At 66.1% G+C, this 14,133-nt stretch carries 19 protein-coding genes; 9 read left to right on the top strand and 10 right to left on the bottom strand.

Annotated features, from left to right (window positions below):
* From pxpB to KF907_RS10635, 3 genes are read left to right on the top strand one after another with little or no spacing between them, the layout of a single operon-like run.
* Positions 1-705, top strand: coding sequence for a 5-oxoprolinase subunit PxpB (pxpB, locus tag KF907_RS10645; RefSeq protein WP_291220118.1), 705 nt, complete (start codon positions 1-3; stop codon positions 703-705).
* Entirely contained in the window at positions 702-1,655 is a 954-nt protein-coding gene (locus KF907_RS10640) for a 5-oxoprolinase subunit C family protein (protein ID WP_291220116.1), read from the top strand. Before pxpB ends, KF907_RS10640 begins: the two co-directional genes overlap by 4 nt.
* Complete coding sequence (locus tag KF907_RS10635; protein WP_291220114.1) at positions 1,652-2,410, top strand: LamB/YcsF family protein; 759 nt, start codon at positions 1,652-1,654, stop codon at positions 2,408-2,410. The genes KF907_RS10640 and KF907_RS10635 overlap by 4 nt, the downstream gene beginning before the upstream one ends.
* An 8-nt stretch (positions 2,411-2,418) precedes the next feature.
* Here KF907_RS10635 and KF907_RS10630 read toward each other — a convergent pair whose 3' ends face one another.
* From KF907_RS10630 to KF907_RS10595, 8 genes are all read right to left on the bottom strand, one after another.
* Positions 2,419-2,838 carry a protein YgfX gene (locus KF907_RS10630; RefSeq protein ID WP_291220112.1) on the bottom strand — a complete coding sequence of 140 codons (420 nt, stop codon included), beginning with the start codon at positions 2,836-2,838 and terminating at the stop codon, positions 2,419-2,421.
* Positions 2,810-3,055, bottom strand: coding sequence for an FAD assembly factor SdhE (locus KF907_RS10625; protein WP_291220110.1), 246 nt, complete (start codon positions 3,053-3,055; stop codon positions 2,810-2,812). The genes KF907_RS10630 and KF907_RS10625 overlap by 29 nt, the downstream gene beginning before the upstream one ends.
* On the bottom strand, positions 3,052-3,471 hold the full coding sequence (locus KF907_RS10620; RefSeq protein WP_291220108.1) for an MAPEG family protein: 420 nt from the start codon (positions 3,469-3,471) through the stop codon (positions 3,052-3,054). The genes KF907_RS10625 and KF907_RS10620 overlap by 4 nt, the downstream gene beginning before the upstream one ends.
* Before the next feature lie 134 nt (positions 3,472-3,605).
* Complete coding sequence (locus tag KF907_RS10615) at positions 3,606-4,388, bottom strand: succinate dehydrogenase iron-sulfur subunit (RefSeq protein ID WP_291220107.1); 783 nt, start codon at positions 4,386-4,388, stop codon at positions 3,606-3,608.
* 278 nt (positions 4,389-4,666) lie between these two features.
* Entirely contained in the window at positions 4,667-6,457 is a 1,791-nt protein-coding gene (gene sdhA / locus KF907_RS10610; RefSeq protein WP_291220106.1) for a succinate dehydrogenase flavoprotein subunit, read from the bottom strand.
* A 4-nt stretch (positions 6,458-6,461) separates the two neighbouring features.
* Positions 6,462-6,854, bottom strand: coding sequence for a succinate dehydrogenase, hydrophobic membrane anchor protein (gene sdhD, locus KF907_RS10605; protein ID WP_291220105.1), 393 nt, complete (start codon positions 6,852-6,854; stop codon positions 6,462-6,464).
* On the bottom strand, positions 6,851-7,246 hold the full coding sequence (gene sdhC, locus KF907_RS10600) for a succinate dehydrogenase, cytochrome b556 subunit (RefSeq protein ID WP_291220104.1): 396 nt from the start codon (positions 7,244-7,246) through the stop codon (positions 6,851-6,853). Before sdhC ends, sdhD begins: the two co-directional genes overlap by 4 nt.
* Positions 7,247-7,304: 58 nt before the next feature.
* On the bottom strand, positions 7,305-7,442 hold the full coding sequence (locus KF907_RS10595; RefSeq protein ID WP_343214758.1) for a DUF1674 domain-containing protein: 138 nt from the start codon (positions 7,440-7,442) through the stop codon (positions 7,305-7,307).
* A gap of 31 nt (positions 7,443-7,473) precedes the next feature.
* Here KF907_RS10595 and KF907_RS10590 point away from each other — a divergent pair, with 31 nt between their 5' ends.
* The 4 genes from KF907_RS10590 (at position 7,474) to KF907_RS10575 (ending at position 10,345) form a co-directional block, all read left to right on the top strand.
* Complete coding sequence (locus KF907_RS10590) at positions 7,474-7,680, top strand: hypothetical protein (protein ID WP_291220102.1); 207 nt, start codon at positions 7,474-7,476, stop codon at positions 7,678-7,680.
* A gap of 34 nt (positions 7,681-7,714) precedes the next feature.
* The gene (gene ygfZ / locus KF907_RS10585; RefSeq protein ID WP_291220101.1) at positions 7,715-8,536 is read left to right on the top strand and encodes a CAF17-like 4Fe-4S cluster assembly/insertion protein YgfZ; all 822 of its coding nucleotides are present in this window, start codon (positions 7,715-7,717) and stop codon (positions 8,534-8,536) included.
* 98 nt (positions 8,537-8,634) lie between these two features.
* The gene (locus KF907_RS10580) at positions 8,635-9,462 is read left to right on the top strand and encodes a phosphate/phosphite/phosphonate ABC transporter substrate-binding protein (protein ID WP_291220100.1); all 828 of its coding nucleotides are present in this window, start codon (positions 8,635-8,637) and stop codon (positions 9,460-9,462) included.
* Positions 9,463-9,907: 445 nt separating this feature from the next.
* The gene (locus KF907_RS10575; RefSeq protein WP_291220099.1) at positions 9,908-10,345 is read left to right on the top strand and encodes a cell wall hydrolase; all 438 of its coding nucleotides are present in this window, start codon (positions 9,908-9,910) and stop codon (positions 10,343-10,345) included.
* A 91-nt stretch (positions 10,346-10,436) separates the two neighbouring features.
* Here KF907_RS10575 and KF907_RS10570 read toward each other — a convergent pair whose 3' ends face one another.
* Complete coding sequence (locus KF907_RS10570; protein ID WP_291220098.1) at positions 10,437-10,880, bottom strand: glycine zipper 2TM domain-containing protein; 444 nt, start codon at positions 10,878-10,880, stop codon at positions 10,437-10,439.
* 270 nt (positions 10,881-11,150) lie between these two features.
* Between KF907_RS10570 and KF907_RS10565 the strand changes: the two genes are divergently transcribed.
* On the top strand, positions 11,151-12,350 hold the full coding sequence (locus KF907_RS10565) for a magnesium transporter (RefSeq protein ID WP_291220097.1): 1,200 nt from the start codon (positions 11,151-11,153) through the stop codon (positions 12,348-12,350).
* A 25-nt stretch (positions 12,351-12,375) separates the two neighbouring features.
* On the top strand, positions 12,376-13,140 hold the full coding sequence (locus KF907_RS10560) for a TatD family hydrolase (protein ID WP_291220096.1): 765 nt from the start codon (positions 12,376-12,378) through the stop codon (positions 13,138-13,140).
* A gap of 88 nt (positions 13,141-13,228) precedes the next feature.
* Here the strand turns inward: KF907_RS10560 and tcdA are convergent, their stop codons facing one another.
* Complete coding sequence (gene tcdA, locus KF907_RS10555; protein ID WP_291220095.1) at positions 13,229-14,092, bottom strand: tRNA cyclic N6-threonylcarbamoyladenosine(37) synthase TcdA; 864 nt, start codon at positions 14,090-14,092, stop codon at positions 13,229-13,231.
* Positions 14,093-14,133 lie beyond the last annotated feature (41 nt).

The following is a 14,133-nucleotide window of genomic DNA, read 5'->3' as shown; positions in this document are numbered from 1 at the left end:
GTGGAGTACGAACCACTCGGCGAATCGATGCTCGTACTGCGCTTCGGCGCCGCGATCGATGCCGCCCTGAACGCGCGCGTGCACGCCGCGGCGGCGACCTTGCGCAGGGCCGCCCTGCCTGGCATCCACGATCTGGTACCAGCCTACGCCTCGCTAGCGGTCGCCTTCGACATGGCCACGTGGGAGCGCGGCGACACGCCGCCATGGCGCGCACTCGCCGCGCGCATCGATGCCGAACTCGCCGAGGCTGGCGAAGCATCCAGCAGCGACTCTCGCACCTGCGTCGAGATTCCCGTCTGCTACGGCGGCGCGCACGGCGCGGATCTGGACGCCGTCGCCGCACATGCCGGCCTCACGCCCGACGAGGTAATCGCGCGCCATTGCGCGGTCGAATACCGCGTCGCCATGCTCGGCTTCGCGCCAGGTTTCGCTTACCTGCTCGGCCTCGACCCTGCCCTGCACATGCCGCGCCACGCCGAACCTCGCCTGCGCGTGCCAGCCGGCTCGGTGGCGATCGGTGGCGCGCAGACCGGCATCTATCCGCGCGAACTGCCCGGTGGCTGGCAACTGCTCGGGCGCACGCCGCTTGCCTTGTTCGACGCGCGCGCCACGTGCCCGACCCTGCTTGCACCCGGCGACCGTGTGCGCTTCGTCGCCATCGACGCGGCGACGTTCGAGGCCTGGCCACGTGGGGCCGCAACATGAGCCTGCGCATCGTCAAGCCGGGCTTGCTGACCAGCGTGCAGGATCTTGGTCGCCACGGCCACGCCGCGCTCGGCGTCGGCCATGCCGGGGCGATCGACATGCCAGCACTGGTGATTGCCAATGCATTGGTCGGCAATGTGCCGTCAGCGCCAATCCTCGAGATGAACCTGGTCGGTCCGGTCCTCGAGTTCGAACGCGCCGTGCGCATCGCGCTGTGCGGCGCCGAGGTCGATGCCCGACTCGACGGCGAGTGCCTCGATGGTTGGCGCGGCATCGATGTCGTGGCCGGGCAGGTGCTCGATTGTCGGCGCTTTGCGCGCGGCGCGCGCGCCTGCCTGGCCGTTCGTGGCGGTTTCGCCGTGACCCGCGTACTCGGCAGCGCAAGTGCCGACCTCAATGCCGGCCTCGGCCCGCCAGCGCTTGCCGTGGGTGACGTGCTCGCCTTCGGCGACGCATCGCGGGCCAGCACCATGCCGCCCCGCGGCGTGCCGTTCAGCGTCGATCCGCGCCCCTGGTTCGATGTCGACACGCGACGCCCGCTGCGCCTGGTGCGTGGCCACCACTTCGACGCCCTCGATGTCGATTCACGTGCAGCGCTGTTCGGCGCGACGTTCCACATCGGGCGGGATTCGAACCGCGTCGGCCTGCGGCTGGAGGGCGTGCCGTTGCGGCTTGCACACCCCCTCGAACTCGTTTCCGAGGCCGTCGCCGACGGCACCCTGCAGTTGCCTCCCGGTGGCCAGCCGATCATGCTGCTGGCGGAACGACCGACCACCGGCGGCTATCCGCGCATCGGTCAGCTCGCCGCTGCCGACTTCACGCGTCTCGCCCAGCGCCGCCCCGGGGACGAGGTGCGTTTCGTCGAGGCTGGCCTTGATGAGGCCATCGACGCCGCCCGCCGGCAACGGCTCCGACTCGAACGACTCCTGACCGCCATCCGCGAACGATGAAGATCGATCTCAACAGCGACATCGGCGAGAGCGTCGACCGCAGCTCGACAGCGTCCGACGAGGCCGTGCTCGAATGCGTGACCTCGGCCAACATCGCCTGCGGATTCCATGCCGGCGATCCGTTGACCATGCGGCACACGGTCGAGGCCGCCGTCAGGCGCGGCGTCAGCATCGGCGCACATCCATCCCTGCCCGACCTGCCGGGCTTCGGTCGCCGCGAAATGTCAGTCACACCCGCCGAGGCGCGGGCCCTGGTCATTTACCAGATCGGCGCCCTCGCTGCCTTCGCCCATGCTGCCGGCACGCGCCTCAGCCACGTCAAGCCACATGGCGCGCTGTACAACATGGCCGCGCGCGACGCTGTGCTGGCCGAGGCAATCGCACAAGCCATCGTCGAAGTCGATGCCGGCCTCATCCTGGTCGGCCTCGCCAGCAGCGAACTGCCCACGGCAGGCCAACGCCTTGGCCTGCGCGTCGCCCATGAGGCCTTCGCCGACCGTCGCTACGAAGCCGACGGCCGCCTGTCCCCGCGCGGCGAGCCCGGCGCCGTCATCGACGACATCGACACCGCTGTCGCGCAGGCCCTCGCCATCGCCATACGCGGTGAAGCGACCGCGCGCACCGGCGAGACCCTGCGCATCCGTGCCGATACCCTGTGCGTGCACGGCGACCGCGCCGATGCCGGTGAATTCGCCCGCCGCCTGCGCAGGGCGTTGGAAGCGTCCGGTGTCGAGGTGCGTGCCCTCAAGCGGTAGGAGCCCGTTTACGGACGGAGTGGTTCACGGGCAAGGGTGAGCACGAGGCGACGCCAGTCATCCGCATTCACGGCGACGCGGTCGACGACGAAGCGGAAGGCCCGATGCCCCGGCACATCGAAGGCCAACACAACGAGGGGACCGAGACGCGCATGGTGGCGAAGTTCGGCGACGGCCGTTTCGTGTTCGCGATCAGCGAGCTGCCAACCGCCGCTATCGCGCGCGAGACGCGACCAGCGCGGCGAAAGGAAACGGCGCAGCGTGACGATCGCATGGATGACAAGGCCGATGGCCAGCACGAGACCAAGCCACACTGGCAGTGCACTTGCCGCGATCGCAAGGAGAGCCAGGACAACGACGACGACCGCACCGAGCGCAAGGCGCCGCGACGGCACGAGGTCAAGGGCGATGGCAGGTGCGGATTTCATCGATGACGGCTGCTTCGTCCCGGTTCTCCGGCCTGCCGTGACCGATGATCCAGTCCCACAGCTCCGGATCCTGCCGCTCAAGAAGGCGCGCGAATGCCGCGCGGGCGTTTTCGCTCGCGGACGGATAGCGTGCGTCCAGCCAGCCGCCCAGCACCTGGTCGAGTTCGCGCGTGCCGCGGCGGCAACGCCAGCGCAGGCGCGAAAGCTCGGCGTTCAAGCCAGCCACACCCAGGCGAGCTTCACCCACATCACCCACAGCACGAGCGACGACAGCAGGTAGGCGATGAAGCGGTGCATCACGCGGTTGTAGGAACAATGCACGAGGCTGTGCACGGCACGCAGGGCGACGAACGTCCAGGCAAGGCCGACCAGGACGGCATCGACCACCTGGGTCGCCAGTGCGGCCAGCGCGGCGACAAGGAACAGCACCGGCAGTTCGAACAGATTGCGGAAATTGTCGGCCGCACGCCGGTCCTCGAGCAGGGCCGTCGCCGCAGCCGCCGAGGCCAGCCGTTGCGGATCGATCCGCCGGCGGCGCATTTCACCGAGGCGCTGCACGAACAGCGCAATCCACACGACCAGGGTCAGGCCGACCATGGCAAGAACGGGGCCGAGGATCGGGTTCATCTGCATCGCACCTTCTGCATGCGGGATACACCGGCGAGGATAGTCCGACGCGAGATCAGAGCATCCCCAAACCGCCAACTCTGCGGGAGCGGCTGGCCGGCTTCGCTGTTGAAAACCGGCCGCGATGTCCCATCCGCCACTCAGGCGCGACGCTCGACCATCAGCTTCTTGATCTCAGCAATTGCCTTGGCCGGGTTGAGGCCCTTCGGGCAGGTGCGCGCGCAGTTCATGATGGTGTGGCAGCGGTAGAGCTTGAATGGATCTTCGAGGTCATCGAGCCGTGCGCCGGTATCCTCGTCACGGCTGTCGACGATCCAACGGTAGGCCTGCAACAGGATCGCCGGGCCAAGATAGCGGTCGCCGTTCCACCAGTAGCTCGGGCAACTGGTCGAGCAGCAGGCGCAGAGAATGCACTCGTAGAGACCATCAAGGCGTGCGCGATCGTCCTTTGCCTGCAGGCGTTCCTTCGGTGGCGGCGCGCTCTGCGTGCGCAGCCACGGCTTGATCGAGGCGTACTGTGCGTAGAAGTGCGTGAGATCGGGGACGAGATCCTTGACCACCGGCATGTGCGGCAACGGATAGATCTCCACGTCACCCTTGCCACAGTCCTCGATCGCCTTGGTGCAGGCCAACGTGTTGGTGCCGTCGATGTTCATCGCGCACGAACCGCAAATGCCCTCGCGGCAGGAACGGCGGAAGGTGAGCGTGGGGTCGATCTCGTTCTTGATCTTGATCAGCGCATCGAGAACCATCGGACCGCAACTGGCGAGGTCGATCTCGTAGGTGTCGATGCGCGGATTGGCGCCATCGTCGGGATTCCAGCGATACACGCGAAACTCGCGCACGGCCTTCGCGCCAGGCTTGGCCGGAAAACGCTTGCCCTTCTGAACGCGGGAGTTTTTCGGGAGGGAGAATTCGGCCATGTTTGAAATACCCCAACGTAGATACGAAATCCGACCGTCTGGAGGACGCCGGTACAACGCAAAACGAAGCTGAAACCCATCTCACCATGACGATACGAAATCCGACCGTCTGGAGGACGCCGGTACAACGCAAAACGAAGCTGAAACCCATCTCACCATGACGATACGAAAACCGATCGTGCGGAGAAGCCGGGAATCGAGAATGGGGAATCGGGAATGGTGAAGAGCCAGGCAACGCGCCAATCCGCTTTCCCGTTCCCTATTCCCCATTCCCGGCTTCAATAGACCCGCGCCTTCGGCGGCACCGGTTCCACATCGTCACTCAGCGTGTTCATGTGCACGGGCCGGAAATCGAATTTCGTCGCGCCCTTTGCATCGACGCTGACCAGGGTGTGCTTCTGCCAGTTCACGTCGTCGCGTTCCGGAAAATCCTCGTGCGCGTGCGCGCCACGACTCTCGTGGCGCTGTTCGGCAGAGTTGATCGTTGCCACGGCGTTGTACAGCAGGTTCTGCAACTCGTAGGTCTCGATGAGATCGGAGTTCCATACCAGCGAGCGGTCGCTGACGCGCACGTCCTCGAAGCGGGCGAACACCTTGGCCATCTTCGCGCATCCCTCCTGCAGGGTCTTCGCAGTGCGGAACACGGCAGCATCGCTCTGCATGGTGCGCTGCATCTCCAGGCGGATCTCGGCCGTCGGCGAAGAGCCGTTGGCGTTGCGCAGGCGGTCGAGATTGGCCAGCGCCTGATCGCAGGCCGAGGCCGGCAGACGCTTGTGCGGTGCACCGGGCCTGACCGTTGCCGCACAGCGGTTGGCCACCGCACGACCGAACACCACCAGGTCGAGCAGCGAATTCGATCCGAGGCGATTGGCGCCGTGCACGGATACGCAAGCCGCTTCGCCGATCGCATACAGGCCAGGCACGACGCGGTCGGGATCGTCACCGACCTTCTGCACGACCTCACCGTGGTAGTTGGTCGGGATGCCACCCATGTTGTAGTGCACGGTCGGCAGCACCGGAATCGGCTGCTTCGTCACGTCGACACCAGCGAAGATGCGCGCGCTCTCGGCGATGCCGGGCAACTTCTCGTGGATGACCTCGGGACCGAGATGGGTCAGGTCGAGCAGGATGTGGTCCTTGTGCTCGCCCACGCCGCGGCCTTCGCGGATCTCGATGGTCATCGAGCGCGAAACGACGTCGCGCGAGGCAAGATCCTTGTAGTGCGGCGCGTAGCGCTCCATGAAGCGCTCGCCGCTGGAGTTCCTGAGGATGCCGCCTTCGCCACGCACACCCTCGGTGATCAGGCAACCCGCGCCGTAGATGCCGGTCGGGTGGAACTGCACGAACTCCATGTCCTGCAGGGCCAGGCCGGAGCGCAGCACCAGGCCTCCGCCGTCGCCGGTGCAGGTATGCGCCGAGGTCGCGCTGAAATAGGCACGACCATACCCGCCGGTGGCCAGCACCACGCCATGCGCGCGGAACAGGTGCAAGGTGCCCTCGGCCATATCGAGCGCGAGCACGCCGCGGCAGACGCCTTCCTCGTCCCAGATCAGGTCGAGCGCGAAGTACTCGATCATGAACTGTGCATCATGCGCCAGCGATTGCTGGTAGAGCGTGTGCAGCATGGCGTGGCCGGTGCGGTCGGCCGCCGCACAGGTGCGCTGTGCCGGCGGGCCTTCGCCGTAACGCGTGGTCATGCCGCCGAACGGGCGCTGGTAGATGCGACCATCCTCGGTGCGCGAGAACGGCAGGCCATAGTGTTCGAGTTCGATGATCGCCGCCGGCGCTTCCTTGCACATGTACTCGATCGCGTCCTGGTCGCCGAGCCAGTCCGAGCCCTTGATCGTGTCGTAGAAGTGGTAGCGCCAGTCGTCCTCGCCCATGTTGCCAAGCGCGGCGGAAATGCCACCCTGGGCGGCGACCGTATGCGAACGTGTCGGGAAGACCTTGGTCAGGCAGACCGTACGCAGGCCCTTCGAGGCGAGGCCGAAGGTCGCGCGCAGACCCGCGCCGCCGGCGCCGACCACGACCATGTCGTAGCTGTGTTCCTGGATCTTGTACGCGGTCATGCGGTCAGGCCCCTGCAGCAATGCGGACGATGGCGAACAGGCCGGCGATCACGGCAAGCGCGCAGATGAAACGCACCAGCAATTGGGCAACCACTGCCATGCCCGATGCGCGCACATAGTCCTCGATGACCACCTGCAGGCCAAGCTGTGCGTGCCAGAACGCGGTGACGACGAACGCCGACAGCAGCACCGCATGACAGGGGTGAGCGACCGTCGCCCGTACCGTCGCGTAATCCGCTCCGACCAAGCTGACGAGCAGGCCAAGCACGTAGATCGAAAGGAACAGCAAGGCGACGGCGCTGATGCGCTGGACAACGAAATGATGCGTGCCGTACTTGGCGGAGCCGAGACCACGGGCGTTCTTGAGCGGCGTGCGCAGGCGGTTCGACGTGCTCATGCGAGCACCCCACGCGCGGCGAGCAGGCCCCAGGTGATCGCCGTCAGCACGAGGCTGCCGATCACCACCAGCCAGCCATTGCGCACGAACTGGGCAATCGCATAACCCCAGCCGACATCCTGCAGCAGGTGACGCAGGCCGTTGAGCAGGTGGTAGGCCAGGGCCCAGGTCCAGGCGAACAGGAAGGCCAGGCCATACCAGGCGCCAGCGTGCGTGGTCACGCGGGACCAGGCCTCGGGTCCAGCGGCCAGCGCGAGCAGCGCGCCCACTACGAGCAGGCTGCCGGCGGCCAGGGCGATGCCGGTCGCGCGATGCACGATCGAGGTCACCATCTGGATCTGCCAGCGATATACCTGCAGATGCGGAGACAACGGTCGAACGGTCTGCGTCATGGGCTGGCCTTGTGCTGGCGCCGGTGGCTGGCGTTGTAGGGTGGAACCGTGTCGCGCATCAGAAATCGATGCAGCGACCGTTCTTCTCCCAGTCCCCGTAACGCACGGGATCGGGACCGCCTCGCCCACCGATCTCGACCGGCCGCTCGCACACGCGCCCTTCGTCGACCGGCTCGTTCGGAGTCGGCACGGGCATATGCGGTGCGGGTGGAGGATTCGACGTGGGCATGGGCTGGAAAAATGCGCACGAAATGTTAACGCCCGCATCGCATCCTGACAACCGCGCTTGCATGTCCGACAGCGGTAATGCTCTGATCGATTTCGCCCTGGATGCCGTGACCAACCCCCAACGTGGCTGCAACCGCTGCCACGAAACCGATGCCGTGCGGGAGCGACTCCAGCCGCAATCCAACGCACCCACGGCAACACCGTGACCGGGACCCCTTCACCGCGACCTGCTGGGCCTGCATGACATCGACCCATCCCGCCGACACGTACCGCACGAATCTTGTCGAACTGATCGGCGAGGATGCGCGAACCTTCGCGCATGCGCAGTTCGGCAGCGATGTCGAAGGCCTTGCCGTCGGCGACGCACAATGGAGCGCCTGGCTCGACCCGCAGGGACGTGCACGCCACGTGTTCGCGCTGGCCTGCGTCGAGGCACACCGTTTCGTCGCGTGGTTGCCGCTCGGCGGTGCCGCATCGATGGCGCGCGACCTTGCACGCTACCTGCTGCGCAGCCGCGTCACGGTGCGCGATCGTGGCGACCAGGGGCACTTGCTGGCACCCGCCGTGGTCGGTGCAGGTCCGGCCGTGGACCTGCCGCTGCTGCCTGGTTGGCGCCTGCAAGTGGACGCGCCGGCCGTCGGGTTCGGCGCCACCGTCGACGACCTGCCCGCCTCTCTCGCCTTGGCCGGCATCGACGCCGGACTGCCCTGGCTCGATGCACGCCTCGCCTGTGAATTCACTGCTGCCGCCCTCGGGCTGAGCCGGATCGGCGCGACGCGCCTCGACAAGGGCTGTTATCCGGGCCAGGAGATCGTCGCGCGTCTACATTATCGAGGCGGCAACAAACGCCATTGCCTGCGCCTGCGCGTCGACGCAACGAAGGTTCCGCCCCCCGGCACTCGCATTCTCCATGCCGGAGCGGCATGCGGAACAATGCTGTACGCCGCCGCACGCGAAAGCCATTCGATGCTCGCCCTCGCCGTTGTCGACGAATCGGCATTGTCCGCAAGGACGCTGAATCTCGACGGCGGGGCTACCGCAGAAGCCCTCGGAGTGCCCTGATCCGGATGCTGGAAGCACCGACCTCCAGGGAGGTTCTGATCAGTCCCTAGCAATCCTCGCAGGAGCGTGATATAGCGCGCACCCAGGGGGACACGAGCATGAACAGGCACCTGCTGATCGCGCGTCATGCAATGCGCCGGCTTTGCGTGCTGGCGGCAAGCTTATTCGCCGCCGGCAGCAGCATCGCCGCCGAATACCGTTTCAGTCCCGAACCTATCTACGCCCCCGACGCGGCGCGTGCCATCTACAAGCCGCTGGTCGAGTATCTTGCGCGCGAGACCGGCGAGAAGTTCGTCCTCGTCACGCCACCGAACTATGGTGTCTATTGGCGCAATATCGCGACGGAGAACATCACGGAGTTCACCCTCGACGAAGCGCACTTCGCCGACTATCGGATCTCCCGCCTCGGCTTCGTTCCGCTGGTGCGCACAGCCGAACCAAGCAGCTACACGCTGGCCAGCCTCGAATACGAGGGGCAGGGCCTCGGCGCACTCAAGGACAAGCGCATCGCGACAATGCCCGCACCCAGCCTCGGCTATGCCCTGCTCGCCCAGTTCTATCCGAACCCGATCGAGCAGCCGCGCTTCATGTCCACCGCACGTTCGTGGCGCGACGGCGTGCAGATCCTGTTTGACGGCGAAGTCGACGCAGCAATCGTTCCGACCTGGCTCAAGGACACATATCCGAACCTCATTTCGATCCACACGTCCCGGCAGTATCCCGGTCCGGCCCTGCTCGCCTCGCCGAGCGTGCCCGTCGAGGTACGCGACCGGGTCCGCGCCGCGCTGCTCAAGCTCGCCGACGAACCGGACCTCGCCGAGCTGCTGCTTGAGATCGGCGTCACCCGCTTCGTGCCGGCGACGCCCGAGGAATACGCTGGCAGCCAAGAACTGCTTTCAGGTTTCCACGGCTATAAATCTCAGTAAATTGAAAATTCAGCACAATTATCACAGTGGCCAATTGTTGCATTTTTTGTTTCGCCGCGATGCTGAACGCAATGTTCAGGAAAGCGCCCCTTGGGGCGTGACAAGCACGGCGCGCATGGCGTAGTCTCCGCCCGCCTCGTTCGCCGCCTGTGGCGCCGAACGAAAACTGGACATCTGTGGCGGAACCATTCGGGCCTCCCGAAGCTCCGTCGATACCGGTCGAGTGCGACTGCCGCGATGGGCAGACGCCAGGACCGGAGACCGCTGCAGCGCTTGCGCGCCGGTCGCACAACCCCGGAAACGTATCGATGCCACGGCTGCGGTCATGGCGTCGTTGCATGTGGAGCGAAGGCGTGCCGGCATATGGCGCCCCGTCCCGGCGTCGCGGTACCGCATTCCGCAAGGGCAGCGGTCGCCGCCTCGCCAGATCGAGGAGAACCAAACGATGAAACTGGCTTGGCTGCTCTGGCTGGCTTCGATCCTGCCGCAACACGATGCCGACCGTACATGTCTGGCGGCGATGATCTATCTCGAGGCCCGCAGCGAGTCACAGCTGGGCCAGGCTGCGGTCGCCGAAGTCGCGATGCGCCGCCGTGAAAGTGGACGCTGGGGCGACGACGTTTGTCGCGTCGTCAATGCACCAGGTCAGTTCGCCGTGGCCACGACCAACAAGAACTACATGCTGCGCAACCCTCAGGCATGGAAGAAAGCCTGGCTTGTTGCCGACAACATGCTGCGGATGTGGGAACGGCCGAAAGACAAGCGCGAATTCGTCGTGCCTGACGCCAGCCACTTCGTCGCCGAGGAATTCGCCTCACCAAGCTGGGCCACGGGCGAGCGCATCGCCACCATCGGCGCGCACAGCTTCTATCGCGTCAACTGATCAGCACCCCCGAGGTGGCTTGCGAACCTTATCGAGCAATGCAAACGCCGGCTGACGCCGGCGTTTGCATTGAACGCATGTCCAGGAGCGGTCACCGCGCAGGGATGACCTCACCGCGATCGATGTAGACACGATCGCCGCGGCGCAGTCCGTACACGTCATGTTGATCATAGGTGCGGATGCGGCCATCGCGATCCATTCGCACCGAGATTCGGTAGTAGTAGTTCGAACGACGCCCCTGCTTCTCGATGTCATGACCGATCGCGCCACCGGCAAGCGCGCCGACGACCGTGGCCGCCTTGCGGCCATCGCCCTTGCCGACCTGGTTGCCGAGCGCACCACCAACGATCGCGCCGAGAACGGCACCGCCACCAACGCGGTTGTCGCGACGCCCGGCCGACTCGATGGCGACAACGCGCCCACATGTGTCACAACCACGACGGTAGTAACCATCGCGCGCCTCTGCCGTCTGCGCCGGCATGAACGCGGCAGCCACGGCAACAACGACGCCCACCACCAAAATGCGTTTGAACATGACTGCCTCCTCGATTCTGCAATGCTGGATGCCGCCCGATGCCCACAGATCCTGACTGAACGGTCGGTCGACGCGGTCAGGATCGGCGGGTGTCGATGAACACCGGCCCAATCCGGCCCTGCCGGAATGCAAAGGTTACGTCAATGTTGCCGGCCCGCATCTCCATCCCGTACGTGCACACGTGATGCCTTCGGGTTAGCATCGCCGCGCCACCGCGGCCTTGCGAGCATCCGGCGCGAGTGCCCCGAATGTGCAACGCCAGGAACCCCGATGCACGACCGCACCATGCTGTCCGACGAGTTGCGCGACATGGACGCCGATGCGGCCGCGCGGCGCCTCGCAACCCTGGCCGATGGCGAGATCGGCGACGTACTGCTGGCGCTGGGGCCCGGCCGCGCGCTGGCGATACTGGATCGCTTCAGCCCCGATCGCCGCACGCGCATTGCCGCCGCCACCAGTGACGACTACGAGCAATGGCACGAAAACCGCAATTGGCCGGAGGGATCGGTCGGGCGGATCATGGAACCGGTGCCGGTAACGTTCGTCGCCGATGCGCGCGTCGCCGACGTGCTCGAGCGCCTTCGTCCCATGGCCACACGCACGTTGATGACCTATGTCTTCGTCGTCGCCGGGGAAGGCAAGCTGGCCGGCGTGGTCACCTTTCGCGAGATGGTGTTCGCCACGCCCGACGCGCGCCTCGACGAGATCATGGTCGCACGCCCGTTCTCGCTGCAGCCGGATACGGCACTGGTCGACGCGATGCGCGAGGTCGTGCATCGGCACTATCCGGTCTATCCGGTCTGCAATGCAGAGGGTTGCCTGATCGGTGTCGTCCGCGGCGCCGTGCTGTTCGCCGAACAGGCCTTCGAGATCAGCGCCCAGGCGGGCTCGATGGTCGGTGTCGAGAAGGAGGAACGCCTGACCACCTCGTGGCCGCGCAGCCTGCGCTTCCGCCACCCGTGGCTGCAGCTCAACCTCATCGCCACCTTCATCACCGCGACGGTCGTCGGCCTGTTCCAGGACACGATCAACCAGATCGTCCTGCTCGCCGTGTTCCTGCCGGTACTTTCGGACCAGTGCAACAACACCGGCTGCCAGGCACTGGCCGTCACCCTGCGCGGCATGATGTTTGGCGAACTCAAGCGCGGCCAGGGTTGGCGCCTGCTCGCCAAGGAATGCTGGCTCGGCCTGGCCAACGGTTCGCTGACCGGCTTCGTCGGCGGCCTCGCGATGTACCTGTTGGCACGGTTCCAGGGAAATCCGGATGCCCCGACCTTGGCCTTGATCACCTGGGCGGCGATGGCCGGCAGTTGTGGCTTGGCCGGCGTCGTTGGCGCCGGGGTACCACAGATACTGCGTCGCCTCGGCGCCGATCCGGCCACCGCGTCGAGCATTTTCCTGACCAAGGCCACCGACGTCGTCAGCCTGGCCATGTTCCTCGGCCTCGCTGCCTGGCTGCTCGCGCGCTGATCCGAACCGCTGCGTCCCACCCGGCATGCACGACCTCGTCGACAGCCACTCGCACATCGACGTTGCTGCTTTTGCCGGCGACCGTGACGCCGCCATCGCCCGGGCGCACGCGGCCGGCGTTCGACGCCAGATCGTACCCGCGATCGCGGCAGCTGGCTGGGGGCCATTGCGCGCGCTGTGCGGGGCACGGGCCGGCCTGCACCCGGCCTATGGCCTGCATCCGATGTATATCGAGGAGCATCGCCCGGATGATCTTGACGCCCTCGCGGAATGGGCGTCCGACGAGGATTGCGTGGCCATCGGCGAATGCGGCCTCGACTTCCATGTCGAGGGCCTCGATGCACGGGCCCAGCGCCACTATTTCCTGGGCCAGCTCGAACTCGCACGCGAACTCGGACTGCCGGTGATCGTGCATGCACGCAAGGCCGTCGACGAAGTCATCGCCACGCTGCGCCGCGTCGGCGGGTTGCGTGGCGTGGTGCACAGCTTCTCCGGCAGTCGAGAACAGGCCGAACACTTGTGGCGCCTCGACTTCATGCTCGGCATCGGTGGCCCGGTCACGTATGAACGCGCGCAGCGCCTGCGCGGCATCGTTGCCAGCATGCCGCTAGAGTTCCTGCTGCTCGAAACCGACTCGCCCGACCAACCGCTGGCCACGCATCGCGGCGAACGCAACGAACCTGCACATCTGGTCGACGTGCTCGACTGCGTGGCGCGCCTGCGCAATGTCGATGCCGACATGATCGCAACGGCGACCACGCGCAACGCCGAGCGCCTGTTCGGCCTGTAGGAGCCCGTTTACGGGCGATGCTTCCGTCTTTCGTTGGATCGCCGGTAAACGGGCTCCTGCGAAAAAAACCTGCGCGACAGGAGCCCCTTCAGGGGCTATGCTTTTGCATCGTCGCCACGCCCGGTCGCCCGTGAACGGGCTCCTGCGGGTCTTTGGCATCCAGCAATTTCTCCAGCGCGCGCGCGACCGCTGCGAACGCGAAGCTCGCGGTTACATGGGTCGCAGCGCCAAGGCCGGCACCGCAATCGAGCCTCATGCCGCCGTCGTTGGTCACTGGCCGCGTGCCGCATACGCTGCCGTCGGCCTGCGGATAGCGCACGTTCTCGAGTGAATACACGGCAGGCACGCTGAAATAGCGCTTGGGCCCGCGTGGAAAACCGAACTCCTCGCGCAGCTTCTTGCGCACCAAGGCAAGCAGTGCGTCGTGTTCGGTCTTCGACAGGTCACGCACGCGGATCAGGGTTGGATCGACGCGACCGCCGGCCGATCCGACGACGACCAGCGGCTGCTTGCGCCGCCGACACCAGGCAATCGTCTCGACCTTCACGCGGAATGCGTCGCAGGCGTCAATGACGAGATCGTGCCCGCTGCCGAGCAGGCGTTCGAGGTTGGACGGAGTCAGGAACTCGGCGATCGCCTCGACTTCGATGCGCGGATTGATCGCGCGCGCACGGGCTGCCATGACCTCGACCTTGGGCTGGCCGTAGTGGCCTTCCAGCGCATGCAACTGGCGGTTCGTGTTGCTCAGGCAGATATCGTCGGCATCGATCAGCACGAGCCGGCCGACGCCGCTGCGCGCCAGTGCCTCGACGATCCATGAACCCACCCCTCCGATACCAACCACGGCCACTCGCGCTCGTGCAAACCTTGCAACGGCTCCGGCGCCATACAAGCGCTCGACGCCATGGAAGCGCTGGTCGATCGTGGCGAAATCGTCGATGGCCCGGTTCATGCGCGTGGACTCGGCAAACCCCAAGGTTACACTGCGGACCT

Origin of the sequence: Dokdonella sp., from assembly GCF_019634775.1 — a bacterium.
Taxonomy (GTDB): domain Bacteria; phylum Pseudomonadota; class Gammaproteobacteria; order Xanthomonadales; family Rhodanobacteraceae; genus Dokdonella.
This window is presented reverse-complemented; position numbering and strand designations above follow the sequence as displayed.

Excerpts from the sequence above, each read along its gene's own strand:
- KF907_RS10640 (WP_291220116.1), top strand. The coding sequence starts at position 702 with ATGAGCCTGCGCATCGTCAAGCCGGGCTTGCTGACCAGCGTGCAGGAT.
- KF907_RS10635 (WP_291220114.1), top strand. The coding sequence starts at position 1,652 with ATGAAGATCGATCTCAACAGCGACATCGGCGAGAGCGTCGACCGCAGC.
- KF907_RS10630 (WP_291220112.1), bottom strand. The coding sequence starts at position 2,838 with ATGAAATCCGCACCTGCCATCGCCCTTGACCTCGTGCCGTCGCGGCGC.
- KF907_RS10620 (WP_291220108.1), bottom strand. The coding sequence starts at position 3,471 with ATGCAGATGAACCCGATCCTCGGCCCCGTTCTTGCCATGGTCGGCCTG.
- KF907_RS10615 (WP_291220107.1), bottom strand. The coding sequence starts at position 4,388 with ATGGCCGAATTCTCCCTCCCGAAAAACTCCCGCGTTCAGAAGGGCAAG.
- sdhA (WP_291220106.1), bottom strand. The coding sequence starts at position 6,457 with ATGACCGCGTACAAGATCCAGGAACACAGCTACGACATGGTCGTGGTC.
- sdhD (WP_291220105.1), bottom strand. The coding sequence starts at position 6,854 with ATGAGCACGTCGAACCGCCTGCGCACGCCGCTCAAGAACGCCCGTGGT.
- sdhC (WP_291220104.1), bottom strand. The coding sequence starts at position 7,246 with ATGACGCAGACCGTTCGACCGTTGTCTCCGCATCTGCAGGTATATCGC.
- KF907_RS10595 (WP_343214758.1), bottom strand. The coding sequence starts at position 7,442 with ATGCCCGTGCCGACTCCGAACGAGCCGGTCGACGAAGGGCGCGTGTGC.
- KF907_RS10590 (WP_291220102.1), top strand. The coding sequence starts at position 7,474 with ATGGGCTGGAAAAATGCGCACGAAATGTTAACGCCCGCATCGCATCCT.
- ygfZ (WP_291220101.1), top strand. The coding sequence starts at position 7,715 with ATGACATCGACCCATCCCGCCGACACGTACCGCACGAATCTTGTCGAA.
- KF907_RS10580 (WP_291220100.1), top strand. The coding sequence starts at position 8,635 with ATGAACAGGCACCTGCTGATCGCGCGTCATGCAATGCGCCGGCTTTGC.
- KF907_RS10575 (WP_291220099.1), top strand. The coding sequence starts at position 9,908 with ATGAAACTGGCTTGGCTGCTCTGGCTGGCTTCGATCCTGCCGCAACAC.
- KF907_RS10570 (WP_291220098.1), bottom strand. The coding sequence starts at position 10,880 with ATGTTCAAACGCATTTTGGTGGTGGGCGTCGTTGTTGCCGTGGCTGCC.
- KF907_RS10565 (WP_291220097.1), top strand. The coding sequence starts at position 11,151 with ATGCACGACCGCACCATGCTGTCCGACGAGTTGCGCGACATGGACGCC.
- KF907_RS10560 (WP_291220096.1), top strand. The coding sequence starts at position 12,376 with ATGCACGACCTCGTCGACAGCCACTCGCACATCGACGTTGCTGCTTTT.
- tcdA (WP_291220095.1), bottom strand. The coding sequence starts at position 14,092 with ATGAACCGGGCCATCGACGATTTCGCCACGATCGACCAGCGCTTCCAT.